The sequence below is a fragment of the Shewanella holmiensis genome, from assembly GCF_025370255.1.
Taxonomy (GTDB): domain Bacteria; phylum Pseudomonadota; class Gammaproteobacteria; order Enterobacterales; family Shewanellaceae; genus Shewanella; species Shewanella holmiensis.
On the sequence record NZ_JAMTCD010000002.1, the window covers coordinates 62,658 to 87,960 of the forward strand.

Consider the following 25,303-nt stretch of genomic DNA (forward strand, 5'->3'; position numbering starts at 1 on the left):
GTGCCCGCTATTCACGATGCATTAATTAACACTCGATAAAATAATAAGTTAGATAAATTTGGTGCCTTGTTAGCTAAGCACCACTGCATTAAAAGGTAATGAGTTATGCTGAAGTCGACTTCCTACAGTCAGGTTCTTGAACAACTTACAACTACGCTTAAAGAGCGAATTGTCATTCTCGATGGTGCGATGGGCACCATGATCCAAGACTACAAATTGGAAGAAGCTGATTATCGCGGTGAGCGTTTTAAAGACTGGCATTGCGATGTGAAAGGTAACAATGACATGTTGGTGTTGAGCCAACGGCAAATTATCAAAGACATTCATACTAAATATTTGTTGGCGGGCGCTGACATTATTGAAACCAATACCTTTAATGCCACCACCATTGCTATGGCAGATTACGACATGCAGTCGTTATCTGCCGAAATAAACTTACAAGGCGCCCAAGTTGCCCGTGAAGCCGCTGATGAAGTCGCCGCGCAAACTGGTACTCCACGCTACGTTGCTGGGGTACTCGGCCCCACAAACCGCACCTGTTCTATCAGCCCAGATGTGAACGATCCAAGCTTTCGAAATGTTAGCTTTGATGAGCTAGTAGAAGCTTATGTTGAATCAACCACGGCACTGATTGAAGGTGGCGCGGATATCATAATGGTTGAAACTATTTTTGATACCCTTAATGCCAAAGCCGCGCTGTTTGCGATTGAAAAAGTTTTTGATCAACTTGGCGATCGCTTGCCCGTGATGATCTCAGGCACCATCACTGATGCATCAGGTCGTACCCTAACGGGGCAAACTACAGAAGGTTTCTATAACTCACTGCGCCACATCAAGCCTTTATCTATCGGGCTTAATTGTGCCTTAGGGCCAAAAGAGCTGCGCCCATACGTAGAAGAACTATCACGCATTGCCGAATGTTTCGTGTCGGCTCACCCCAATGCTGGTTTGCCTAACGAGTTTGGCGGTTATGATGAAACCCCTGAAGAAATGGCGGAAGTCATCAGCGACTGGGCCCGAGAAGGTATGCTCAATATCGTCGGTGGCTGTTGTGGCAGCACGCCGGCACACATTCAAACAATTCGTGAATCCGTGATCAATCACGAACCACGAACGATTCCGGATATTCCGGTCGCTTGTCGCCTTTCAGGACTCGAGCCTTTAACCATTGATGCCAGCTCTTTGTTCGTTAACGTGGGTGAACGCGCAAACGTGACGGGTTCAGCCAAATTTTTACGTCTTATTAAAGAAGAGAAATTTGAAGAAGCCCTTGATGTTGTTCGTGAGCAGGTTGAAAACGGCGCACAAATCATCGACGTAAACATGGATGAAGGCATGCTTGATGGTGCTGAGTCGATGAAAAAGTTTTTGAACTTAATCGCCTCAGAGCCTGATATTTCCCGTGTGCCTATCATGATTGACTCATCAAAATGGGAAGTCATTGAAGCGGGTCTTAAATGTGTTCAGGGTAAGTCGATTGTCAACTCGATTTCAATGAAAGAAGGCGAAGAAGCCTTTATTAAACAAGCCACGCTTGTTAAGCGTTACGGTGCGGCTGCGATTGTGATGGCCTTTGATGAAGATGGCCAGGCCGATACCCGTGCCCGTAAAACAGAAATTTGTACCCGTGCCTACCGTTTGCTAGTCGACGTAGTTGGCTTTCCGCCAGAAGACATTATTTTCGACCCTAATATTTTTGCGATTGCCACGGGTATTGAAGAGCACGACAACTATGCCGTCGATTTTATCGAGTCCATTAAAGACATTAAATCGACCTTACCTTATGCCATGATTTCTGGTGGCGTATCAAACGTATCATTCTCATTCCGTGGTAACAATCCAGTACGTGAAGCCATCCATGCGGTATTTTTATACCATGCAATTCAAGCGGGTATGGACATGGGTATTGTTAACGCAGGCCAGCTGGCTATTTACGATGACATTGACGCCGATTTAAAAGACAAAGTTGAAAACGTGGTATTGAACCTGCCCTGCCCGGTTGCCGATTCAACTAACACAGAACAGCTACTTGATATCGCCGAAAAATATCGTGGTGACGGTAGCCAAGTGGCTAAAAAAGAAGATTTAGCATGGCGCAGTTTGCCAGTAAATGAACGTTTATCCCACGCACTAGTAAAAGGGATCACTGAATTTATTGATATAGATACTGAAGAGGCGCGCTTACAAGCCACAAGACCGCTTGATGTAATTGAAGGGCCGTTGATGGATGGCATGAATGTGGTTGGCGACTTATTTGGTGCCGGTAAAATGTTTTTGCCTCAAGTGGTAAAATCGGCGCGGGTAATGAAAAAAGCCGTGGCCTATTTAAACCCATTTATCGAACTTGAAAAAGTAGAAGGCCAATCTAACGGGCGAATTTTAATGGTCACAGTCAAAGGCGATGTGCACGATATCGGCAAAAATATTGTCGGCGTGGTACTGGCCTGTAATGGCTACGAGGTCATTGATTTAGGCGTAATGGTATCGGTTGATAAAATTCTGGACGCAGTAAAAGAGCACAATATTGATATTATTGGCATGTCAGGGCTAATCACACCAAGTCTTGATGAAATGGTACATAACGTCAAAACATTCCACCGTGAAGGGCTGACTATTCCAGCCATTATTGGCGGCGCAACCTGTTCTAAAATTCATACCGCAGTTAAAATTGCACCACATTACCCTCATGGGGCAATTTATATAGCCGATGCTTCGCGCGCGGTCCCTATGGTGTCTAAGTTAATTAACAATGAAACACGTCAGGCTACCATTGATGAAGAATATGCTGAATATGATGTCATGCGTGAAAAACGCTTGTCACAAACTAAGCGCAAAACCATCGTACCCATTGAAGTTGCCCGCGAAAATCGCTGCACACATGATTGGCAAAACTATACCCCATTTAAGCCTAATATATTGGGCCGTCAAGTTTTTGATGATTACCCACTTGAAGATTTAGTTGAACGTATTGACTGGACACCTTTCTTTAGAAGTTGGGAGCTTCATGGCCGTTACCCTGACATTTTAGATGATAAAGTCGTAGGTGAAGAAGCGCGCAAACTATTTGCAGACGGTCAAGCCATGCTGCAAACCATCATCAGTGAAAAGTGGTTAACCGCAAAAGCCGTCATGGGATTATTTCCTGCTAACACAGTTAACCATGATGATATTGAATTATATACCGATGAAAGCCGCACTCAGGTGGAAATGACCACCCATCACTTACGGATGCAGCTGGAACGCGTTGGCAATGACAACTTCTGTTTATCAGACTTTGTTGCGCCAAAAGACTCAGGCGTGGCTGACTACATGGGTGGCTTTGCCGTCACTGCTGGACACGGTATTGATGAGCACGTTGCCCGCTTTGAAGCTAACCATGATGATTATAATGCCATTATGCTCAAGTGCCTTGCCGACCGTTTGGCAGAAGCCTTTGCCGAGCGCATGCATGAACGAGTACGTAAAGAGTTTTGGGGTTATGCTGCTGATGAAGCACTGGATAATGAGTCATTAATTCGCGAAAAATATAAAGGTATTCGCCCAGCTCCGGGTTACCCTGCATGCCCAGATCACACAGAGAAAGGCTTACTATGGGATCTATTAAAGCCGGATGAAACCATTGGCTTAAATATTACTGAAAGTTATGCCATGTTCCCAACGGCTGCCGTATCTGGTTGGTATTTTGCTCACCCTAAATCGCGTTACTTTGGGGTAACCAATGTGGGTAAGGATCAGGTTGAAGATTATGCTAAACGGAAGGGAATGAGTTTGGCGGAAACTGAGCGCTGGTTAGCACCTGTGTTAGATTATGACCCAGAGTAATCATCACCAGACTCTTTGAGCATATCTAACCTTAGTGTGAATAAAAAATGTGGCCTTTAAGCCACATTTTTTGATTCGCAAAATCCATTTACGCTCTCTGTAAGCGGATGTAAGCATATCATTCCACTAGAGAGTATTAAGCGCTAAAACCAAATCTATCTAAAGTGATGTTTTTAGCATGTCTACTCTCTACAGCGGGTTCCGCTGCCATAGTTTGCTTTAATTTTTGCTCAGCCTGCTGAAACAGTATTTGCCAACTATGATCATGGGCGCTTTGAATCGAATAGCCAATATTCAAGTTAGTCTGAACACCATTGGGTAATGCTTTCATTTGCATGTTGGCGACTTTTTCAATTAAGCGTTCGCTTAAACGTATTAATTGTTCAACCGTTGCCCCTTCTATCAACAATACAAACTTATTGGTTTGACTTCGAAAAATCCCCCCTTCAATGTGAGTCGTAAATTTCAGCACATTGGCAATATGTTTTATCACGCTATCACTTGCAGGATAACCGTATTGTTCGCTTAATTGAGGTAAATCATCAATCTCAACCACCATAATCGCCAGTGGGGTTGAAGGGGTACTTTGTTCAAACATCTCTTTAGCGCGTTGAGGTAAAGCCTGACGATTAAGCAAGCCAGTTAATGAATCAACTTCAATGGCATCAAATAATTTAAGCTGCTGTTGCCGATAAATAATCAAACAGCAGGATAAAATCATCAGTAACAAAAAGGTCATAACAGCCAAAGTACCCAAGGTTTGTAATAAGTGATCACCGGCAGTCGTTAAAGGCAGCTGATTATCAAATATCACAAAGATATAGCGCACTAATTGTTGGCCAAAAAAGATTAACTCAGCAAACATAAAGGGGTAATAAATTGCATGCAGTTTTTTCGACTTAACTCCCAGAACCACAGTAATAACAGTGTAAACATTGATAGCCATCAGTAAGGGGTAAATATAAAGTAATCTGTAGGTTATCGTTTCTAATAAACCGGGAATGAAATGCGCTAAAAACACCGCGGCGGCAATCCCTAGCATTAAGGACCAATTTGGAGATAATAAAAGATGGCGCCTTAACCCAGCCAGTAAAGCCAGATGAGCCAGAATATAACAGGCGTTGGTTAATGCCGGACCAAGCCAATAGGGAATGTCAAAAAAATAAGAGGAAATGCCCACGGCATTGCTAAAAAAAAATAATCCGCCAGCGATGCTCCAGTCGATAAGGCTACGCTCACGATTACCGACAAAATAAAAAGTGAGTAAACTGACGACCATCATGGCGCTAATAATCGCGGTTGATATATGTAAAGTAAAAGCATCCATTGCTAATATTTATCCTGATATAGGTGAACTGTTAATATATCGTTAAAAATGATTTTTTAAAAGATGCAAAAGCAGAACCTCTCAATTATAAATGTCCTGTCTTTACCCAAATTATAGTGTCTTGTTCAACATAAGGATTATGTTGACTTAAATGGGGGCTGCGTAGCCAAGAGCCTGCTGGATATTGACCAAATTCATCCATAAACACACCACTAATCACGTAAATCTCTTCGCCACCAAAATGGCGATGAGGTTGAAATTTTGCTCCTGCAGGCCAGAACACAAGCGCTGTAGATTCGGTTTTATGTTGATGCAATGGCATTACTTTTAAATCACCGTAACCGGGCAACCAGGGGGTGTTATTAGTATCCACTCTGATTTGCTCTATGTCAGAGCGTTGAAACTGATGTAATTTCACCAGTAATTCACACCCTTGTAGGCTGAAAGGAGCATGACTAAAGCCTTCGGGGTTTCGAAGATAACTGCCGGCAGGATAATCACCTGTTTCATCAGAAAACACCCCCGACAAGACTAATATTTCTTCCCCTAACGGATGCGGATGAGTAGTAAAACTTGAACCCGTATCATACTTAACAATGCTGGTTGCATGACCGCGCTCAGCGTCTTCTCGAGCAAGTCGCTTACGCCATACTCCTGGCGCTGGGCTGGGTTGCCATTGCTCATTAAGTGTATTGATATTGACTCGTTGGCTGAAATCCATATTAAGCATTTTTATCTCCCGATATTCCCTGCTGATGTTATACCGTTTTAACAGGCAAAATGATCACTAAACATCGGCATATCTATCTCTCTTCTCTTGCGTATACGAGTCTATTGCATATAAAAAATCCCAGTTATCAGCATAACTGGGACGAGTAAGGCAGTTCATATTCATTCAATGGTTGAATCTAAATCTACACGAGTAGACAGTTTGAGCATTGAAACCACTGTTGAAGATCAAAGCGTCCTCTAAATAGAGGACAAACCTCAAAAGACTTGCCTGTTCTAATACTAAATCAGCTACTTTGCTTCTGACTTTTGTAGGCTTTGGCCGAAGCAGGAATTGGGGTAGCTTTACCCGTTTCCAACCATTTTTTGAGTCGATTAGCATCAGCCATATGGGTATATTTACCAAACGCATCTAACACCACAAATGCCACTTTACGTTTATTCATTTCAGTTAACATGATTAAACAATGGCCAGCTTTACTGGTGTAACCTGTCTTGGTTAGCGCAATATTCCAACTGTCCTTAGACACTAACTTATTGGTATTATAAAAATCGAGTTTGTATCTTGGGCTACTAAAAATAACGTGCTTTTTGGGTGTAGAACTTAGCTTACCAAGTAAGGGGTATTTTTGACTTTCTTGCAGTAAAATAATTAAATCTCTGGCGCTGGAAACGTTATCAGCAGATAAACCTGTCGGTTCAGCATAATGAGTTTGATCCATCCCTAAAGCTTTCGCTTTGGCATTCATGGCGTTAATAAATGCAAAATATCCGCCTGGATAATGATGTGCCAAGGCGGTTGCTGCACGATTTTCAGATGACATTAGGGTTAGCAACATCATGGTTTCGCGGCTAACAACACTACCCACCCGCACACGAGAATGTACATTACGCATAATTTTTGCGTCACTAATATCGACCGAGATCATTTCATCTAAGGGCAACTTAGCATCTAGAACAACCATTGCCGTCATCAGTTTAGTCACAGATGCAATAGGTACTTGTTGGTTAATATTGCTTGAATACAGTACCTCATTAGTTTTTAAATCCACCAACATTGCGCTACCTGCCGCTAACTCTTGCTGCTCAGACGTGGCAACGGGTTTAGCTGCCACTACAATGGCAGACAAGCTAGCAAGTAAAATGACTGTCGAACAAACGGCTTTGAATGGCATAATAAAGTACATTTAGTGAATAAATAAAATAAAGTATACGCTAAGTAATCATGACTCAGCGAGTCAAATAATCACAAAAACGCGTTTAAATTTAACTTCAATTTCACAACAGCTTTATCTGTCTACTTAGATGGATTTTTTAGGTGCTATTATTGTTACCCAAAGATAACTACATTGGCTTTCAGCCTTTACTATAACTAACCTAATTAATTGTAATAGTGTATATTTTATCTAGCTAATTACACTTAGCTGACTTTTAAAATCTGCTATTGTTTGTATAGCGCTAAAGTCTTTTCATGGATAGTTTATCAAACGGATATATTATGGCTTTAACTCTCAATACTATCGCTGCCCAGTGGCAACAATTCGTCGTTCAGGTAAAAACGATTTTCGCACCACAAAAAATAGAATCAGAGCCCCCCAACAAACTGTCTTTAAAAGCCATAGCGCAAACTTACCCCCACCATGGCACTAGAGGCCAATTAAAGCAGCAATCCTATGCTATACATACTGATAGCATTAGTCCGCTATTAGGCAGAGAGCTGGCTCTGTTCGCCTTATACTTTTCTAAATAAACCGATTAATGTCATTCTTGGAACCGATTTCAGCTTTGGTCAACATTTACAAACCATTACCGTCAAGGCATATGTAATGGATGTACGTTTAGAAAAGAAATTTATCAGCGACATTAATGTAAGAGTATTAGATGCATTTAAAAATGCACAATTTTATGACAGCCAGCAAACGTTTTAACCACAAGTTGCGTTATAATCTTGCTAATTTTTTAAAGTCTTCTTTTTAAAGCCACCAATGGAATAGCCTAATGACTCAAGATGAAATGAAAAAAGCCGCCGGATGGGCTGCACTAAAATATGTCGAAAGAGATACAATCGTTGGCGTGGGTACAGGGTCAACAGTCAACCACTTTATTGACGCTTTAGCGACAATTAAAGATGATATTCAAGGCGCAGTATCAAGCTCTGAAGCATCAACGGCAAAACTTAAACAGTTAGGTATTGAGGTTTTTGATTTAAATAACGTTTCAGAGATTGCTGTTTATGTTGATGGCGCCGACGAAATTAATGACCGTATGGATATGATTAAAGGCGGTGGCGCAGCATTAACCCGTGAAAAAATTGTTGCTGCCGTGGCTAAAAAATTCATCTGTATTGTTGATAACACCAAGGAAGTATCTATTTTAGGTGATTTTCCGTTACCGGTTGAAGTGATCCCGATGGCTCGTTCATACGTGGCCCGTGAGTTAGTAAAGTTAGGTGGCGATCCTGAATATCGTCAAGGTGTTATCACCGATAATGGTAATGTTATTTTAGATGTTCACAACATGAAAATCTTAGACCCTAAAGTCATGGAAACTAAGATCAACGCGATTGTTGGCGTAGTCACTAACGGTCTATTTGCCAACCGTGGCGCAGATGTTTTACTCGTCGGCACACCTGAAGGTGTAAAAACAGTAACATCTAAGTAACTAGCCGAAGTTTAAACAAAAAAACCTAACTCAACGAGTTAGGTTTTTTATTGTTCAATCAAAAGCGCTAGACTTTAAATACGCTAACGGACTTATGCAAACCCGCTGCACGAACGCGTAAATCCTCCGACGCTGCTGCATTTTCTTCAGAGGCATGCGATGATTCATCGGCGATATCACGAATAACCACCACATTTTTATTCACCTCAGCGGCTACCATGCTTTGCTCTTCAATCGCTGCTGCAATTTGCGTGCTCATGTCCATAATATTGGTAACATCATCGTTGATTTGACGTAGTAATGTTCCCGCGCTCGCGGCTTGCTCAGCACTTTCAGTACCTTGTCTTTGACTGGTTTCCATTAACTGAACAATCGAGCGGGTACGAGTTTGTAAGGTACTGATAATACCTGCAATCTCTTCAGTTGATTCTTGAGTTCGCATTGCAAGACTGCGTACTTCATCGGCAACAACCGCAAATCCTCGGCCTTGCTCACCCGCTCTTGCTGCTTCAATGGCCGCATTTAATGCCAGCAAATTAGTTTGCTCAGCAATGCCACGGATTACATCTAATACACTACCAATGGTTTTACTATCTTGCTCTAACTCTGACACAACTTTTGAGGAATCATTAAGCTGGCTCGCTAACAATTCAATTTTAGCGATGGTTTCTTCTACTCCAGTTTGACCCGTTCTAGCGTTGTCATGTGTTTGGCTGGCTTTTAACGCTGCTAATTCAGTATTTTTAGCAATCTCATCAATGGTAGCCCCCATTTCAGTTATCGCCGTGGCAACCATATCGGTTTCATTCAGCTGCCTTAGCACCCCTTCAGAGGCTACATTGGCGTTCTTTGAAAGTTCATGACATGAGGTATTTATTGCATCAACGGCTTCATTAACTTGCTCAATCAACCCCTGAAAAGAACCCACCATACTATTAAAGTGAGTGGCGATGAGTGCTAACTCATCATCGCCAGTGGTATCGCAACGCAGGGTCAAATCTTTGGTTTTTTCAACACCTGAAATGACACGAGTAATATTTTCCACCGGCGTAATAATGCTGCGAATAATATAGTAAGTAAAAATAGACAGGGCTAATGCTATCAGTAAAAAGATGCCGCCACCTAGATAGATTCCATTATCCTCTGCGTCTTGAATTTCAGCTAAGGTTTGGTTTTGAAGCAACTCTCTATCTGTATCAGTTTGATAAATAGCATCACGAAGCTGTTTCATTTTACCGCTAGTTTCAGATAAACCGAACTCTTGTTTTTTATTCACTAAAGCCTGAAAAGCGGTTTGATATTGTTCAATATTGCTTTGCAACTGCGATTTCACATCGGACGATAAATATGAACTATCAACGGCTTGTTTAAATTTACCAACATTCTCCTTAAAGGTGTCGTTGTATTTAATATCGTTGCGAAGCATGAAATCTTTTTCATTACGTCGAAGCTGCAGCATCATCACTAATAATGCATTTTCATTGTTTGCATCTAAAATCGATTCGACATTGTGTACGGCTTCTCTTAATTGGCCATACAGCCCTGTTTTGGGTGTTAAACCAATTTCTTTTTGCAAATCAACAATATCATTAAATGCGTCAAGATAAAGATTAACACTATTTCTTACACCGTCTAGCGCATTTGTGGGAATATTTCGATCGTTTAACACCTGCTCAACTTGGTTAAATAACACCACTAAATCGGCAGAATTCTGTTGATGCTTTTCAAGATAAACGACATCTAACCTGGTTAAGAAATCTTTCTCTTCTTTTCTCAGCGAAAAGATCTCTTTTTCAATTTCCATCACACTTGTCGCGGCTATAGATAATTTTTGCTGAATGTTGACAGTGTATTGTTGTAAAACAAACATCGCCACCAGTGCTGAAATAGACACCACTGCACTCAATACCAGCTTAGAACGGATTAACATACAGTACCCTTCTTATCTAATCTAAAGTTAGCTTTTGAATTTTTTAGTTAAAGTTAATAGTTAATATATAGTCGTTTTTAAACATATAAGCGAATCAGTAAACGAAAATAATCAATCAATAACTGCTGATAACTGAGTTATCGGCAACCAACAATAAAACTATAGGCTGAATAAATCAGCTATCAATGCCACAAGGGGCAAAGCATAAAGTGGAATTGATATGATCCCCTACGACAAACTGGCAACCATTGCACTCAAAAACTCAATAAAAAAGGCCTTCCTAAGAAGACCTTTAATCATTGCTCACTAACCGCAATAGAGGAAATTACTTTTTTTCCATCTCGTGGCAATCAGCACATTCAGTGATTGTCAGTTCAGGGCTGTGCATTTCCATATCGATTTCGTGTGCATCACCAATTGCATGACAATCAGCACATACCGCTAAAGTCGCTTCGTTTTCAACGTGTGATGACAATTCAAAACTTTCATGACACTCAACACAATCAACAGCAGCGGCAGAACCAGCAAAGAATAGTGCAGCAAATAAGATTGAATATTTCATATATACTCCTAAGTCATTTAGGCGCAGGTCAGTATTACGCGTTCCAAAGCTCAACTTTCTCTGCACTCGGTTTATCCATCTATTAACAACTATTTTAGCTTACAGATCAAAAAATAATGTCAAAAACGCTAACAACATCAAAATTTTAAGCTTTATTTCGTAAACCTTAGTCAATATTAACAATATCACAACACTTAGTGCAATTTATCATCAAACAAAATAACGCAATATTAAATAATTGAGTTAATCTCAGCTTGAGTTAAATGGCGCCATTCACCTGGTGCTAAGTCGGAGTCTAACTCAATTTCACCAACACATTCTCGATGTAAATTCACGACTTTATTGCCCACTGCAGCAAACATCCGTTTAACCTGATGGTATTTACCTTCACTAATAGTCAATCGGGCATTGTGACTATCAATAATAGACAACAGAGCAGGTTTTGTTAACCCATCTTCGTTACGTAACTCAATTCCCTGAGCAAAAATCAACACTAAGTCTTCTGCAATCGGATCGGCTAGCTCCACCAAGTAGCGTTTACCACAGTCTTTTTTAGGTGAGGTTATTTTATGCGACCATTGGCCGTCGCTGGTGATTAACACTAAACCTGTGGTATCAGCATCAAGTCGGCCAGCGATATGCAGAGTATCGGCTTTCTCAATGTCCATTAAGCTCAGTACTGAAGGATACACCTCGTCAATCGTAGAGCAGATGGTATCTACAGGTTTGTGCATCATAATATAGCGCTCACCCACTAAAGAAATAACTTGCCCATCTAAACGTACAACGGTTTTATCTGTCACTTTAAAACCTGAATCTTTGACCACAACCCCATCACAGGTCACATCGCTACGATGTAAGGCTTTTTTAGCCATGGAACGACTTAGCTCGGTACTTTCACAAATAAACTTGTCTAAACGCACAATCAATACTCACCACATTAATTTGACTATATTATGAGGGCTTAAATGAAAAATTGAAATGATGCCAATCAGTATAACCATGCAATCACTCAGCAAACGTAAAATCAGCAAGGCACAACATACGACAAAGATCCCGCAATTGTAGTAAGAACCTCCTTTAAAACCAGCTTCAGCAATCTAAAATGACCTACAACACACAGAAAAATAGCCAAGGAAAAACAACAATCCTTAGTTAAAAGCTCACTTAAGCATTTTTAGTTTGTGCCTATTATCGAGCTTGTAAAATGTACTTCCAAATTAACATTATCTTATGCGAATAAGACGACACACTCTTAATCTCACTTTTCGTTACACCTAGTGACAAAATAATCCGATAAAAAACCAGCAACTCACTTGTGTTATGAGACGACAAGCCTTTAACATAGCTGTTACAAAAATAAAAATGTCATATTTCATTTAACTGAGTGACAAAATGAACATTTGATAAAAAGATAATAAATCACCTCGCCTCCATTGATGGGCAACTTTAAATGCAAGGGAAATAACATGAAAAAACTGGTTATTGGTGGGCTATGCGCTTCACTAATCGCAGGCTTAAGCGCTTGTAATAATGATACAAAGTCAACCACTGAAACAGTAGCAAAAGCTGAAGTGGCCAAAACAGCCACTGCAACAGCTGTAGAAAAAGCACTGACATCAGGTATTACTTTCGACAATATGGATAAAAATGTTCGTCCACAGGATGACTTTTATTTATATGTGAACGGCGGCTGGATGAATACCGCTGAGATCCCAGGCGATCGCACAAATATTGGTGCTTTTTATGACTTACGTGAAAATGCCCGCGATGACGTTAAAGCGATTATTGAAGACCTTAGTAAATCAGCCAATTTAGCTGAAGGTACAGATGAGCAAAAAGTGGCTGATCTATATCGCTCATTCATGGACGTTGAAACCCTAAATAAGTTAGGTGTCACTCCTCTTCAAGCTACATTTGATAAGATCGCCGCGTTAAAAGACAAAAACGAATTGGTTACTTTTTTTGGTGAAAACCAAGTTAATGGTGGCGGCACACCACTGGCATTTTATATCAACGTTGATGCTAAAGACTCAACCCGTTATGCAACGCATATTTGGCAATATGGTTTAAGCCTGCCAGAAAAAGATTATTACTTTAACGAAGGTGAGCGTTTCGTCAATATCCGTAAAGCCTTTGTTGAACACATTGAAAAGATGTTCACTTTAGCAGGTTTACCTAATGGTAAAGCCGCGGCTGAATCTGTATTAGCACTTGAAACGGCCATTGCAGAGAAACATTGGGATGTTGTTGAAACTCGCGACAGCACAAAAACCTATAACAAATATCAAGTTAGTGAGCTAGCAACTTTAGCACCAGATATTAACTGGAACGGTTACTTGGCTGCTTTAGGTGGTGACAAGCAAACCGATATCATCATTAACCAACCTAGCTATATTCAAGGTCTAAATGAAGTTCTTAAAGCCAATGATTTAGCCACTTGGAAAACTTACATCACCTGGCAAGCGCTAACGCACTCAGCAAGCAACTTGTCAGAAGCTTTAGATACTGAAAACTTCGAGTTTTTCTCTAAAACGTTAAACGGTCAAGCAGAACAAGAACCTCGTTGGAAGCGCGGTGTGACTGCTGTTAGCGGCACCTTAGGTGAGGTGGTAGGTAAAGTGTATGTTAAACGTCACTTCGTACCTGAAGCAAAAGATCGTATGGAAGGTTTAGTTGAAAATCTTCGTAGCGCTTACGGCTCAAGTATCGAATCACTTGACTGGATGAGCGACAGCACCAAATTAGCTGCAAAGGATAAACTGGCTAAATTCAACCCTAAAATTGGTTATCCAAAAAAATGGGCAGATTACAGTAAACTATCAATCAAAGCTGATGATTTAGTGGGTAATGCCACACGTGCCTCAGTCGTTGAGCATAATCGTAATGTGGCTAAGTTAGGTCAACCTATCGATAAAGATGAGTGGCACATGACTCCTCAAACGGTTAACGCTTATTACAATCCAACAATGAATGAAATTGTATTCCCTGCTGCAATTTTACAGCCTCCATTCTTTAACTTAGAAGCTGATGATGCTGTTAACTACGGTGGTATTGGTGCGGTTATCGGTCATGAAATGGGCCACGGTTTTGACGACCAGGGCGCTAAGTTTGACGGTGAAGGTAACATGCGCGACTGGTGGACTGAGGCTGATTTAAAAGCGTTTGAATCCAAAGGCAAAGCACTTGTTGCTCAATATGATGGTTACCAAGTATTTGATGATTTGCACGTAAATGGTGAACTCACTTTAGGTGAAAACATCGGTGACTTATCAGGCGTGACCATTGCTTATAAAGCTTACAAAATGTCATTAAACGGCAAAGAAGCACCAGTCATCGATGGATTGACTGGGGATCAACGTTTCTTTATGGGATTCAGCCAAATTTGGCGCGTAAAAATGAAAGAAGAAGCCATGCGTAACCGCGTAGCCACTGACCCTCATTCACCAGGTCACTTCCGTGCACTTGGCGCATTATCCAATATGCCAGAATTTTACCAAACCTATGACGTGAAAGAAGGCGATAAAATGTATATCGCGCCAGAATCACGCGTTAAAATTTGGTAAACACTCGCTTATAGATCATTAAGGGCGCCTATGGCGCCCTTTTCTTTATCCTTTAACATCAAATAGAAAGACTGATTCAGTATTGGTACAGCTTGGTTAAGTTAAAGTGGCTTTAGGCTAACAGCTTGGAGAATTTAGCATTGAATAAACTTTTTCGTACTCTGTTCATCTTTTTAATTTTATTAACGACCCGCCAAGTTACCGCACAACCACTGGTGTCAGTTAATGGACCCACAGATAAAGCCCCATATGGTTTAAACCTAAGTGGAAGCCTTCCTAGTGCTGAAAATGCATTAGATAATCTTTACGCCATTCCCGATTATCAGGCGTATGTTCCAATGCAGCAATCTGCCGACTTAAATCAATTAATGTTACAAGCTGAATACGCACAGCAGGAACTAAGCCAGCTGTTATCGGCAATCAGCTATAACGCCCAAGTAGATATGTTACTGCCGCTAACGAAAAGCTATGACCGTGCGCTACAAAAAGTGAAAAACAAGTTTAATGGCGATGCCCGCTTAATTACCGATATCGCCCGCGGCAGTATTGTAGCCAACAATGTCGATAACCTCATGGCGAGTTATCAAATGTTGCTTGAAAACAGCGAAATCATTCAAATTAAGAACCGTTTTGCCAATCCCAAAGCATCTGGTTACCGAGATTTAAATGTGTTGGTTAAATTGCCAAAAAGTCAGATGATTGTTGAAGTGCAATTACATTTACAAACCATTGCCGCGATTAAAAGCGGTCAAGATCATCAAGATTATGAGCAGATTCAGAGTATTGAAAATAAAGCAAATCAAGAGCACCGCGCACTAAGCGAGCTTGAAATGCAAAAAATTACTCAAATCCGTCAACAATCACACAAGCAATATCACAAAGCTTGGTTAGGCTATAAACGCCAGGCAATTACCGCTAGCTTTCAACAAGCCGCCTAATTATACCTACTTTCCACCCACCTTTTGCGCTCATATGAGCGCATTTTTTTGTCTAAAGCATTCAAACATTGCATCAAACCATTGCTAACAAACTATTGCTAACACACCATTACTTTACATATAGTTAGCCAGCATAAAAACCCGATTACTGATTACATGATTATTTCTGCTATAATCGCGCCCAATATCGCATTGATTGCCATTGCGACTTGAGGATCCCCAATGCACGAAATTATTGACCAGCTACAAGAGTTAAGTGAAACCGTTCCAGTTCCGCTAGAGTTGCCTACGTTTGAACAACTGGTTGAAGTTGAAGAACAGATTTTAATAGGCCTGCCTGCTGAATTGAAAGAGTATTTACTCCATGCCAGCAATGTGATTTATAGCGCTTATGAACCCGTAACCGCAGCAGATCCCTACTCGCATACTTTTCTGCCAGAAGTTGCCAGCTATGCTTGGTCTATTGGGTTACCAAGAGAGCAAATTCCAATTTGCCAAATAGGTGACAGCTTTTACTGCATTGAAGAAAATGGTCAGGTGCAATTTTGGCAAGACGGTGACTTTACCGATGAAGTCTGGGAATCGTTTTGGGATTGGGTTGACGACGTCTGGCTTGCTCAGTAAGTTGTTTTGCGAATTTTTTTGTAGGAAATATCATGTCTAAAGAATCAGGCTTAAATGCCATTGAAATGTTGTGTTTACGCCAATCATTTGGATTAAGCGTTGAGCAAGTTGCCCTTATCACTAACACCACAGCTGAGGCTGTTACAGCCTGGGAAGCCGGTGAAACTTCAGCGCCTGTACCTGCGCAAAAAAAGCTGCTCGAAATAGATGACATTATTGAAATGCAGGTACTAAACACGACTGATGGCATTGAAGAATTATTTAAAAAAGAACCTAAGCGCCGTTTAGCATTTGTGGTCTACCCAACCCAAGCGCTGTATAACCAATACAATCCTGAGTTTTTAAGCTCTTTGCCGTTAACTGAGTTATATAACACTGCAGCTTGGCGGATCAAAAAAGAATGTAAATTAGTGCTTGAAGTCGATGTGAGTTTAATCGCATTAGATGCAGAAGCTTATAAAGCTTACCGTGCAGATAATGGTATGAGCGAAAGTCGTGAAAGCCGTGCTAAATGGGCCGCAACTCAGCTTTAATCATTTGTAACCTTGTTTGCGAAAATGATAAAAGGGAAGCATGTGCTTCCCTTTTATATTGGTTCCTTCAGATTATTGCGCAGCTTTAGCAATGGCTTCTGTTTTTTCTAATACCGCAACCAATGCTGGACGAGTTTGTACCCGCGCTAAATAAGCTCCTAGTTTAACTGGAATCGTCTGTTTAAAGGCTGTCGCCCACATTAATGTTTGCGTTAACAACACATCAGCAACGGTAAATTGCTCACCGAGTAAATAGTCAGACTCAGGCACCCAAGACTCAGCTATCTTTGCCGCCCGATCAAATTCAAATGTGGCAACCGGAAGCATAGTGGTTAACCGCTGCTCTTCTGGCAAGGCAAAGCGATGCTTGCCCATAGACCATAATGCTTGTTCAAGCTCACAGATAACAAAGCTGACCCACTCTTCATGTTTCGCCGATTGCGCGGTACCAGGTTCGGGTAAAAATTGCCCTTTACCATATTTTTCAGCTAAATAACGTAAAATAGCCGCCGATTCGGTTAACACTAAATCACCGTCTTCAATCACTGGCATTTTGCCACTAGGATTTAACGCAAGAAAATCCTTGCTGCGGTTATCTCCCTTTGCAAAATTAATGAACCTAAACCGCCATTCAACGTTTAATTCTTCAAGTAACCATGAAACCCGTAATGCACGACTGCGGGGTGTACCATGTAAAGTGATCATATAACGTCCTTTATAGAATGTAGGTCCAGTGTTAAATACCATTAAAAAGCGGCCGAAGCCGCTTTGTGTTTAGCCTGCCAAGACTTGACAGGTATCAGGCTAGATTAAAAACGATAGCTTGCTTTAGCATACCATAGCGCACCAATAGCACTATGAGTGCCTTGATCATAACCCATAAAATCAGCACCGCTAAAAGGGGGTTCTTCATTTAAGATGTTATTTGCACCTAAGGTTAAATTCCAGTGATCAAAACCGATATATGATACATTCATATCAAGGGTGATCATTGAATCAATGGTCCCTTCGGCACCAGCATCAATATTATCTTGGAACTCACCAATATAGTTTAGTCGTGCACTGGCTTGCCATGCATCTACGCCCCAATCCATCGCAGCTGTCCAGCGGTAATCTGGGTGCTGATATTCACCAGCGAGTTCACGCTTGGTGCCATCCTCACGCACTTGGTCGAAGCTATTCACCCAAGTAAGGTTATAACTAAAGCCAAAGTCACCGGCACTTGCGGTAGAGAATTTGTACGCCATATCAAAATCAATACCATCGGTAGTTTGACTACCTAAGTTGCCAAATTGGTCATAAATTTCAATAATACGCCCAGGTACACCACCCGCTGACGGCTCACGCTTAACCACGGCAGGATCATCACCTTGTGTGTTAACAAGATACTGAGTATCAGACGTGATCAAACCATCTTGATCATAATTCCAATAATCGACCCCAACGCTGAGCTCATCAGTCATCTGCCATACACCGCCTAGGTTATACGACGTTGACTCTTCAGGTTGTAAATTAGGGTTACCGGAGAAAATCACTGTACGTTCCTGCGCGGTACAATCTTCAGGTAAATTGGTTTGCGGACAACGAACCGTATCCACTAAACCAGGCGACTCTTGTGAAGGGCCTAGTCCCAACTGTACTAATGATGGCGCACGGAATGCTTCTCCCCAGCTGGCACGGATAGTCACATTATCAAGCGGCGTATAACGTAAAGCGACTTTAGGGTTGGTGGTATCACCAAAGTCACTGTAATCTTCGTAACGTACCGCTAATTGCGCTTCTAATTGCTCAAATAATGGTACGGCAAACTCTACAAATAATGATTTTTGATCACGTTCGCCACTGGCTTCTGTTGCTTCGGTACCAAAAATTTCACCGCGCTTAAATAACTCGTCGGGATTGTCTGATAACTTCTCTTCGCGGTATTCAAAACCGACCGCCATTGACACAGCGCCCGCTGGCATGGCAAAAACTTCACCCGCTATTTTACCGTCTACCGCATTGGTCGTTGATTTACCGCTACGGGTAGTGTTTACGCTAATTTGATCTATCACATCGCCCATTTGTGTGGTTGCTAATGGGTTAAACGCACCAGAGTTAATTGCTTCTTGAAGGCGTGGGGTCCATACAAAACCTTGCTCGCCATACTCATGATTACGGTTATAAGAGTAGGTATAAGCCACCTCCCACTCCCAATCAGACAAGAAACCGTTTAGCCCCATCACCACACGTGCGCTATCTGACTCAGATGACTTTTGACGCGGTCCCGTTTCAGTTAAACGACGACGCATTGTGAGGTCTTCACCTGCAAATGGATTTGTTGCTGCCCCGCTAGTAAATAACGGATTGCTATTAAGCATATAAAACTCGCCAAATGACGGGCTCGCAGCACCTTTCACTACGCTTTCATTATGCTGATACATCATTTCAGCAAACAGTTTTAATTCGTCATTAAACTCATAATCTTGGAAAACAGATAAACCAACACGGGTTGATTCTGGAGTTGATGTCATCACAGGGGCGTAATCGTAACGGCAATACGCACCTTTGACATCAGCTGCAGGGCAATTCACATCGGGAGTCCAAGAAAATTGATCTGACTTAGGGGTAATAGAGCCATCCGCACCAATAGTGGCAGGAATATATGAGCCAGGATTACCGGCAGATGAACGGAAATCGGAACCACCGTTAGCGGTTTGGTTTGCCGATTTAGAGTAATCACGATCGCCAAATAAGGTTTCGCGCTCTTTGAAATAATCAAAAATGACTGTGGTATGTGCTTTGCCGTTAGCGGCATCGGTACCAAAAAGAATCGATCCTGATTGCTGCCCACCACCATCTTCAACGGTTTCGGCAACCTTGCCATTCACTTCAAAACCTTCAAAATCTTTCTTCAAAATAATGTTGATAACGCCAGCAATCGCATCCGAACCATAGGTTGCAGAGGCACCATCTTTCACAATATCAATTCGCTTAACTGCAGAAATAGGGATAGAGTTAATATCCACAAATGCGGTATCGATAGATTTAGCAAATGATGACACCGCAATTCGGCGACCATTTAATAGCACTAATGTCGAGTCAGCACCTAAGCCACGAAGTGATACCGCAGCACCGCCGTTAGCGGTGTCGTCAGAGTTGTTACCTTGAGTAGAAAACGTACCACTGCCCGATACTGGTAACTTACTCAATAATTGAGAAATATCCTGCGCGCCGCTTTTAGCTATATCTTCCGCCGTTAACACTGTCATTGGCGAAGCACCTTCCATATCGGTCCGTTTGATATGGGTACCTGTGACTTCGATTCTTTCGAGTTCTTCAGCAGAAATGGCTTGTGGGGCTAGGATAAACGAGATAGCAACAGCACATGCGCTGCGCAATAGTTGAGGTCTTTTCATGATCTTCCTTAATTTATTTTGGCATTTTTATTTTTTATTTAAGTTACCTGACATCACTTTCAGGTAATGACTTGATAGTTATTACAAGCTTGAACTAAATTAGAGCCTTATTATAGAAAGTCAATCATCAAAGCATTAAATGCTACCTTTATGTAACAAACAAAGGGTTTTACTTAGCAACATCTTATGGCAATCTAACCTTATAAAATAAAAGAAAAATATCCCCATAAAAAATGAAGATAAACACAGTAAAAAAGTCACCGACGCCAATAAAATCAGCAAACACCACAAAATTGTTACATTTAGTATCTGGGCTTGGACCAGGTATTCTAATGGCTGCCGCCGCAATTGGCGCATCTCATTTAGTCGCATCTACCCGAGCAGGAGCTGAGTTTGGTTGGCAATTAGCTTGGTTAGTGTTGGCGGTTAATCTGCTCAAGTATCCTTTTTTTGCAGCAGGGGCTCGCTATACTGCGGCAACCGGCGAAAGTTTGCTGCATGGATATTTGCGTCAAGGCAAGGGTTATCTTGCTTTATTTACTGGGCTAAATGTGCTTGCTGCTATTGCGAGTACCGCTGGGGTTTGTATGTTAACCGCAGCCATGTTGACTCAATTTATTCCCCTTTCAATTGATATTCTGGCCTTTTTGGTACTGGTTAGCTCACTTCTGCTACTCATCTTAGGCCATTACAAATGGTTAGATGGCGTCACTAAAGTGATCATGCTTATCTTAACTCTAACCACATTAATCGCCGTTTCACTGGCGGTAAGCAATCAATGGGGACAAGTAACACCAACGACGGCAGCGGACGCCTGGCAATGGGCAAATGTGGGTTTTCTGGTTGCTATGATGGGCTGGATGCCTGCACCAATAGAGGTAAGCGCCTGGAACTCTTTATGGCTGCTCGAAAAGCAAAAAACGCAATCGGTTACACCAGATCAGGCGCTATTCGATTTCAATTTAGGCTATATCACCACCGCTATTCTCGCGATTGTGTTTTTGGCATTAGGCGCTTTGGTTATGCACGGTTCTGGCGAACAGTTTTCCGATTCTGGCGTTCAATTTGCTAATCAATTGATCCGTTTATACAGCCAGGTGATGGGCGAAGACACACGCTACTTAATAGGCATTGTGGCTTTTTTATGTATTTTCAGTACTACTGTCACGGTAATAGATGGTTACAGCCGCACCCTGAATATGGGCTGGCAACTATTAGCCAAACAACCAGATAACCCAAACAGACTCAATCTGATTATGCTAGCGGTCAGTGTGCTTGGGTTAGGATTAATCTTGTTTTTTAAGGGCGCATTACTTCCGTTATTAGAGTTTGTAATGATACTGGCGTTTATGACCACGATTATTTTTGCGGGACTCAATTTTAAACTAATGATCTCGACACATTTAACTGAAGCACAACGCTATGGTACTAGAATGCGTATTTTATCATGGATAGGATTAATCTACTTGATCAGTTTCGCCTTGGTATTTGTTTACTGGTACAGCACTAAAAATTAAATGAGTGTGCGTCACCAACAATTTAAAGCGTACAAATATTTGTCATAGCGGCATGCATGATTGAGTTTATTTTTAGCCGACACTTTTAAACATTGCTGGAAATAAACTGAAGTGAAAGCGCCAGAAACAATCGTCTCGGTTATCTGGACTAGATCACCCTCGCTATTCAGAAAAGAGCATAATTCATAAGCAAGCTGGGTAAATTGAGATATACTATAACGGCAAATTAGTGCATCCACATAACTCGCGCAGCCGCGCCAGAGAGAACTATGATAAACAACGATATTCTTCGCCGTATTCGATTCATCTTCGACTTGTCTAACGCCCAGGTTAGCAGTGTTTTTGCTAAAGCCAATGCTGAGGTCGCCACTGATAAAGTGATTGCGATGCTAAAAAAGGAAGAAGAGGAAGGATATCAAGCAATTAATGACACATTAATGTGCCAATTCTTAGATGGTTTTATCATCCACAATCGTGGCTTACAAGAAGGTGCTGAGGTGCCTAAGCCCGTTAAAAACTTGACCAACAACCTGATGTTTAAAAAATTACGCGTGGCACTGACCTTACGTGAAGAAGATATTTTAGCAATGTTAATGTTAGCTGATTTCAGTATGACTAAGTCTGAATTAGGTGCACTATTTCGTAATCCTGACCACAAAAACTACAAAGCCTGCGGCGATCAAGTATTGAGAAACTTCCTTAAGGGATTGTCAATCAAACATCGTGGTAAATAGATTTTAAGCAAAAATGCACAGCCTGAGCTGTGCATTTTTGTCTTTTGGATTAAATTCAAACAGTATGCTATCAAAAAAAGTGTGAAATTCATCACTTAACAGACCACAATAAATGCTAGTCATGTTAATCTATTCGTCTATTGAACCTATCAAACAACTCACAATAAAGGTTACCCATGGACGATACTAAACGCCCCCTCTATCTTCCTTTTGCTGGCCCAGCCATTTTAGAGTCTCCGCTGCTGAATAAAGGCACTGCGTTTACTGAAGATGAACGAATTTCGTTTAACCTTGAAGGCTTATTACCTTGGGTAATTGAAACCATTGACGAACAAGTCGCCCGTGCGTATCAGCAGTTCACTAATTTTACCAATGACTTAGATAAGCACATTTATCTACGTAATATTCAAGATACCAACGAAACACTTTTTTACTCATTGGTGCGAAATAACATCAGTGAAATGATGCCTATCATTTATACACCTACCGTGGGTTTAGCGTGTGAGCGTTTTTCAAAAAACTATCGTCGTAATCGTGGCTTATTTATTTCTTATCCTAACAAAGACCGCATCGATGATATTTTAAATAACTCAACCCGTCACAAAGTCAAAGTGATTGTGGTCACTGATGGTGAACGAATTTTAGGCTTGGGTGATCAGGGCATTGGTGGCATGGGGATTCCGATTGGAAAACTGTCACTTTATACCAGCTGTGGCGGGATCAGTCCGGCCTACTGTCTTGCAGTAACCTTAGATGTGGGTACCGATAACCCACAATTACTCGAAGATCCTATGTATATGGGTTGGCGCCATCAGCGTATTGGCGGCGATGAATATAAAGAGTTTGTTGAAGCCTTCATGCAAGCCGTTAATCGTAGATGGCCTGATGCATTGATTCAATTTGAAGATTTCGCACAAAAAAATGCCATGCCGTTACTTGAGCGATACAAAGACCAATATTGCTGCTTTAACGACGATATTCAAGGGACTGCTGCGGTTACGGTAGGCTCATTATTAGCGGCCAGTAAAGCGGCTAATACTCAATTAAGCAAACAACGCATTGTATTCTTAGGTGCGGGTAGCGCCGGTTGCGGTATCGCCGAAGCGATTATCGCCCAAATGGTGTCTGAAGGTATCTCGGATCAACAAGCCCGATCGCAAGTCTTTATGGTCGACCGTTGGGGGTTATTGCTCGACAATATGCCTAACTTGCTACCATTTCAAACTAACTTAGCGCAAAAGTTAGATACCGTTGAAAAATGGGACAATTATAGTGATAACGTCTCGCTATTAAATGTGGTCAATAATGCCAAACCCACGGTACTAATTGGGGTGTCTGGTGCACCAGGATTATTTACTGAAGACATTATTAAAGCAATGCACAGCCATTGCCCTCGTCCAATTGTATTCCCATTATCAAACCCAACCAGCCGAGTGGAAGCCACGCCAAAAGACATTTTGCACTGGACATCTGGCCAAGCACTTGTTGCCACTGGCAGTCCATTTGAACCTGTGGTCGTTAATGGTGAAACCTTCGAAATTGCCCAATGTAATAACAGCTTCATCTTCCCAGGCATTGGCTTAGGCGTATTATCATGCGGTGCGACTCGCGTTTCAGATGAAATGTTAATGGCATCTAGCCGTGCATTATCTGAGTGCTCACCACTAGGTACAACGGGTGAAGGTTCGTTATTACCTAAACTAGAAGACATTCACAAAGTCAGTAAGTACATTGCTTTCGCTGTGGCGAAAGTGGCTATTGAACAAGGTTTAGCCTTACCTTGCACTGATGAACTATTACAACAGGCGATTGATAATAACTTCTGGCAGCCAGAGTATCGTCGTTACCGCCGTACGGCATTCTAATAGCCTGCTCAAGTAACGATAAAAAATCCCAGCCATTAATGACTGGGATTTTTATTTAAACCAAGAGATATTGAACAAAGCAGTTTATTTGGCCATAACCTTTTTGAAGCTATTCAGCATAACTCTGTCTGTGCGGGCTTTTTTCAGTTTACGTAAACATTCTTTTAATGATTGCTCCGCCAAACGACCAAACACGCCATCATATTCTTTATCGTTCATTTCTTCTTCAGTATCATTGCTATCTGCAATTTCTTGGGCAACACGGCTCAATTGCATCCAAGCATTGGCAATATAAAAACCATGAAACTCGGCCTGAGACATAAGCTTTTGTGCGCTGGCTGGAAGTTTACCCCATGCCAAGCTAAATGCTTGCGCCTTATCGGCAATTAGCTCTTCAAACATGCCTTCGTAAGCTTCTTTTAAACCATCAGGCAACTGATCCATCGGCAGCACTTTATTTGCTACGTTATAACAAACTGTTTTTGCCGTTTCTTTATAAGTCTGCTCAACCATAATTACACCTTCTTTCAATTAAAAACGCCCGCTAATAAACACACCATAAGTGCCATTATTCGCCAAAGGGATGATACTAATATCTTCATAAGGGTCGGTAAAATACCACCCCGCTAGCATACCTATCGCCGCGCCAGCGAGCACGTCCTCAACATGATGCTTATCACTCGCCACCCGAGTGTAAGCCACATAAGATGCTGCAATATAAGACGGCACTCCATATTCCCAACCATAGCGTTGATTTATAAAAGTTGCGGCGGCAAAACTGTCGGCTGTATGGCCTGATGGAAAAGAATCATCGCCACTGCCATCGGGTCTTTGTTTATCAACGCCCCATTTTAATGCTTCAACAGCTAGCCGACTAGACACACCTGCTTGGACTAATTGCCATGTCCCTTGATAGTCATCCTCAACGGTCAAGGCTGCAACTAGAGCGGCTGCAGGCAATGCGATGTGAAGCGCATCTCCCGAGGTTTCAAGATTGCCTTTGGCCTGCCCAGAAAATGAAGCCAAACACAAAGTCATCAACATCAAGCGCACACTAATCGTAAAAATCATATCAACAGTCTTTCAAAAGCAAGTAA

Annotated in this window: 20 protein-coding genes; 10 read left to right on the forward strand and 10 right to left on the reverse strand. The window is 41.6% G+C overall.

The window, feature by feature from the left end:
- The first annotated feature begins 105 nt into the window (after positions 1-105).
- On the forward strand, positions 106-3,822 hold the full coding sequence (gene metH, locus NE535_RS01880; RefSeq protein WP_261297002.1) for a methionine synthase: 3,717 nt from the start codon (positions 106-108) through the stop codon (positions 3,820-3,822).
- 136 nt (positions 3,823-3,958) lie between these two features.
- Here the strand turns inward: metH and NE535_RS01885 are convergent, their stop codons facing one another.
- The 3 genes from NE535_RS01885 to pbpG form a co-directional block, all read right to left on the reverse strand.
- Positions 3,959-5,149 carry a GGDEF domain-containing protein gene (locus tag NE535_RS01885; RefSeq protein ID WP_261297003.1) on the reverse strand — a complete coding sequence of 397 codons (1,191 nt, stop codon included), beginning with the start codon at positions 5,147-5,149 and terminating at the stop codon, positions 3,959-3,961.
- 85 nt (positions 5,150-5,234) lie between these two features.
- Entirely contained in the window at positions 5,235-5,879 is a 645-nt protein-coding gene (locus NE535_RS01890) for a cupin domain-containing protein (protein ID WP_261297004.1), read from the reverse strand.
- 286 nt (positions 5,880-6,165) lie between these two features.
- A complete protein-coding gene (gene pbpG / locus NE535_RS01895) occupies positions 6,166-7,053 on the reverse strand; it encodes a D-alanyl-D-alanine endopeptidase (protein ID WP_261297005.1) in 888 nt (295 codons plus the stop codon).
- A 323-nt stretch (positions 7,054-7,376) separates the two neighbouring features.
- Here pbpG and NE535_RS01900 point away from each other — a divergent pair, with 323 nt between their 5' ends.
- Positions 7,377-7,628 (forward strand): hypothetical protein, encoded by a 252-nt coding sequence (locus NE535_RS01900; RefSeq protein ID WP_261297006.1) that lies wholly within the window; start codon positions 7,377-7,379, stop codon positions 7,626-7,628.
- Positions 7,629-7,876: 248 nt separating this feature from the next.
- Positions 7,877-8,539 (forward strand): ribose-5-phosphate isomerase RpiA, encoded by a 663-nt coding sequence (rpiA, locus tag NE535_RS01905; protein ID WP_188840390.1) that lies wholly within the window; start codon positions 7,877-7,879, stop codon positions 8,537-8,539.
- A gap of 67 nt (positions 8,540-8,606) precedes the next feature.
- Here rpiA and NE535_RS01910 read toward each other — a convergent pair whose 3' ends face one another.
- The 3 genes from NE535_RS01910 to rsuA form a co-directional block, all read right to left on the reverse strand.
- A complete protein-coding gene (locus NE535_RS01910; protein ID WP_261297007.1) occupies positions 8,607-10,469 on the reverse strand; it encodes a methyl-accepting chemotaxis protein in 1,863 nt (620 codons plus the stop codon).
- Between the two features lie 325 nt (positions 10,470-10,794).
- Positions 10,795-11,031 carry a cytochrome c3 family protein gene (locus NE535_RS01915; RefSeq protein ID WP_261297008.1) on the reverse strand — a complete coding sequence of 79 codons (237 nt, stop codon included), beginning with the start codon at positions 11,029-11,031 and terminating at the stop codon, positions 10,795-10,797.
- 230 nt (positions 11,032-11,261) lie between these two features.
- A complete protein-coding gene (gene rsuA / locus NE535_RS01920) occupies positions 11,262-11,954 on the reverse strand; it encodes a 16S rRNA pseudouridine(516) synthase RsuA (RefSeq protein ID WP_261297009.1) in 693 nt (230 codons plus the stop codon).
- Between the two features lie 546 nt (positions 11,955-12,500).
- Here rsuA and NE535_RS01925 point away from each other — a divergent pair.
- From NE535_RS01925 to NE535_RS01940, 4 genes are all read left to right on the forward strand, one after another.
- The gene (locus tag NE535_RS01925) at positions 12,501-14,597 is read left to right on the forward strand and encodes a M13 family metallopeptidase (RefSeq protein WP_261297010.1); all 2,097 of its coding nucleotides are present in this window, start codon (positions 12,501-12,503) and stop codon (positions 14,595-14,597) included.
- A gap of 140 nt (positions 14,598-14,737) precedes the next feature.
- The gene (locus NE535_RS01930) at positions 14,738-15,535 is read left to right on the forward strand and encodes a RelA/SpoT domain-containing protein (protein ID WP_261297011.1); all 798 of its coding nucleotides are present in this window, start codon (positions 14,738-14,740) and stop codon (positions 15,533-15,535) included.
- A 222-nt stretch (positions 15,536-15,757) separates the two neighbouring features.
- Positions 15,758-16,159 carry an SMI1/KNR4 family protein gene (locus NE535_RS01935; protein WP_261297012.1) on the forward strand — a complete coding sequence of 134 codons (402 nt, stop codon included), beginning with the start codon at positions 15,758-15,760 and terminating at the stop codon, positions 16,157-16,159.
- A 32-nt stretch (positions 16,160-16,191) separates the two neighbouring features.
- Entirely contained in the window at positions 16,192-16,692 is a 501-nt protein-coding gene (locus tag NE535_RS01940; protein ID WP_261297013.1) for a DUF4447 family protein, read from the forward strand.
- Between the two features lie 72 nt (positions 16,693-16,764).
- Here the strand turns inward: NE535_RS01940 and NE535_RS01945 are convergent, their stop codons facing one another.
- Both NE535_RS01945 and NE535_RS01950 read right to left on the reverse strand, forming a co-directional pair.
- On the reverse strand, positions 16,765-17,397 hold the full coding sequence (locus tag NE535_RS01945) for a glutathione S-transferase family protein (RefSeq protein WP_261297014.1): 633 nt from the start codon (positions 17,395-17,397) through the stop codon (positions 16,765-16,767).
- Positions 17,398-17,501: 104 nt separating this feature from the next.
- Entirely contained in the window at positions 17,502-20,090 is a 2,589-nt protein-coding gene (locus NE535_RS01950; RefSeq protein ID WP_261297015.1) for a TonB-dependent receptor plug domain-containing protein, read from the reverse strand.
- A gap of 233 nt (positions 20,091-20,323) precedes the next feature.
- On the opposite strand from NE535_RS01950, the gene NE535_RS01955 reads away from it, so the two are divergent.
- The 3 genes from NE535_RS01955 (at position 20,324) to NE535_RS01965 (ending at position 24,206) form a co-directional block, all read left to right on the forward strand.
- Positions 20,324-21,607: an Nramp family divalent metal transporter gene (locus NE535_RS01955; protein ID WP_425347436.1), complete on the forward strand. Its 1,284-nt coding sequence runs from the start codon at positions 20,324-20,326 to the stop codon at positions 21,605-21,607.
- A gap of 269 nt (positions 21,608-21,876) precedes the next feature.
- Complete coding sequence (locus NE535_RS01960) at positions 21,877-22,341, forward strand: YehS family protein (RefSeq protein WP_261297017.1); 465 nt, start codon at positions 21,877-21,879, stop codon at positions 22,339-22,341.
- 176 nt (positions 22,342-22,517) lie between these two features.
- Positions 22,518-24,206 (forward strand): NAD-dependent malic enzyme, encoded by a 1,689-nt coding sequence (locus tag NE535_RS01965; protein ID WP_261297018.1) that lies wholly within the window; start codon positions 22,518-22,520, stop codon positions 24,204-24,206.
- A gap of 84 nt (positions 24,207-24,290) precedes the next feature.
- On the opposite strand, the gene NE535_RS01970 is transcribed toward NE535_RS01965, so the two are convergent.
- Together NE535_RS01970 and NE535_RS01975 are read right to left on the reverse strand one after the other, a co-directional pair.
- Positions 24,291-24,719, reverse strand: a complete 429-nt coding sequence (locus NE535_RS01970) for a DUF3069 domain-containing protein (protein WP_261297019.1) — start codon at positions 24,717-24,719, stop codon at positions 24,291-24,293.
- 18 nt (positions 24,720-24,737) lie between these two features.
- Positions 24,738-25,250, reverse strand: a complete 513-nt coding sequence (locus NE535_RS01975; RefSeq protein WP_261297232.1) for a phosphatase PAP2 family protein — start codon at positions 25,248-25,250, stop codon at positions 24,738-24,740.
- Between the last annotated feature and the right edge of the window lie 53 nt (positions 25,251-25,303).

Bases quoted from the DNA above. Each gene is read 5' to 3' on its own strand.
- NE535_RS01900 (WP_261297006.1), top strand. From the start codon at position 7,377: ATGGCTTTAACTCTCAATACTATCGCTGCCCAGTGGCAACAATTCGTC.
- NE535_RS01945 (WP_261297014.1), bottom strand. From the start codon at position 17,397: ATGATCACTTTACATGGTACACCCCGCAGTCGTGCATTACGGGTTTCA.
- rpiA (WP_188840390.1), top strand. From the start codon at position 7,877: ATGACTCAAGATGAAATGAAAAAAGCCGCCGGATGGGCTGCACTAAAA.
- NE535_RS01910 (WP_261297007.1), bottom strand. From the start codon at position 10,469: ATGTTAATCCGTTCTAAGCTGGTATTGAGTGCAGTGGTGTCTATTTCA.
- NE535_RS01955 (WP_425347436.1), top strand. From the start codon at position 20,324: ATGAAGATAAACACAGTAAAAAAGTCACCGACGCCAATAAAATCAGCA.
- NE535_RS01970 (WP_261297019.1), bottom strand. From the start codon at position 24,719: ATGGTTGAGCAGACTTATAAAGAAACGGCAAAAACAGTTTGTTATAAC.
- NE535_RS01915 (WP_261297008.1), bottom strand. From the start codon at position 11,031: ATGAAATATTCAATCTTATTTGCTGCACTATTCTTTGCTGGTTCTGCC.
- NE535_RS01940 (WP_261297013.1), top strand. From the start codon at position 16,192: ATGTCTAAAGAATCAGGCTTAAATGCCATTGAAATGTTGTGTTTACGC.
- pbpG (WP_261297005.1), bottom strand. From the start codon at position 7,053: ATGCCATTCAAAGCCGTTTGTTCGACAGTCATTTTACTTGCTAGCTTG.
- NE535_RS01890 (WP_261297004.1), bottom strand. From the start codon at position 5,879: ATGCTTAATATGGATTTCAGCCAACGAGTCAATATCAATACACTTAAT.
- NE535_RS01935 (WP_261297012.1), top strand. From the start codon at position 15,758: ATGCACGAAATTATTGACCAGCTACAAGAGTTAAGTGAAACCGTTCCA.
- NE535_RS01960 (WP_261297017.1), top strand. From the start codon at position 21,877: ATGATAAACAACGATATTCTTCGCCGTATTCGATTCATCTTCGACTTG.
- metH (WP_261297002.1), top strand. From the start codon at position 106: ATGCTGAAGTCGACTTCCTACAGTCAGGTTCTTGAACAACTTACAACT.
- NE535_RS01975 (WP_261297232.1), bottom strand. From the start codon at position 25,250: ATGTTGATGACTTTGTGTTTGGCTTCATTTTCTGGGCAGGCCAAAGGC.
- NE535_RS01950 (WP_261297015.1), bottom strand. From the start codon at position 20,090: ATGAAAAGACCTCAACTATTGCGCAGCGCATGTGCTGTTGCTATCTCG.
- NE535_RS01925 (WP_261297010.1), top strand. From the start codon at position 12,501: ATGAAAAAACTGGTTATTGGTGGGCTATGCGCTTCACTAATCGCAGGC.
- NE535_RS01885 (WP_261297003.1), bottom strand. From the start codon at position 5,149: ATGGATGCTTTTACTTTACATATATCAACCGCGATTATTAGCGCCATG.
- NE535_RS01965 (WP_261297018.1), top strand. From the start codon at position 22,518: ATGGACGATACTAAACGCCCCCTCTATCTTCCTTTTGCTGGCCCAGCC.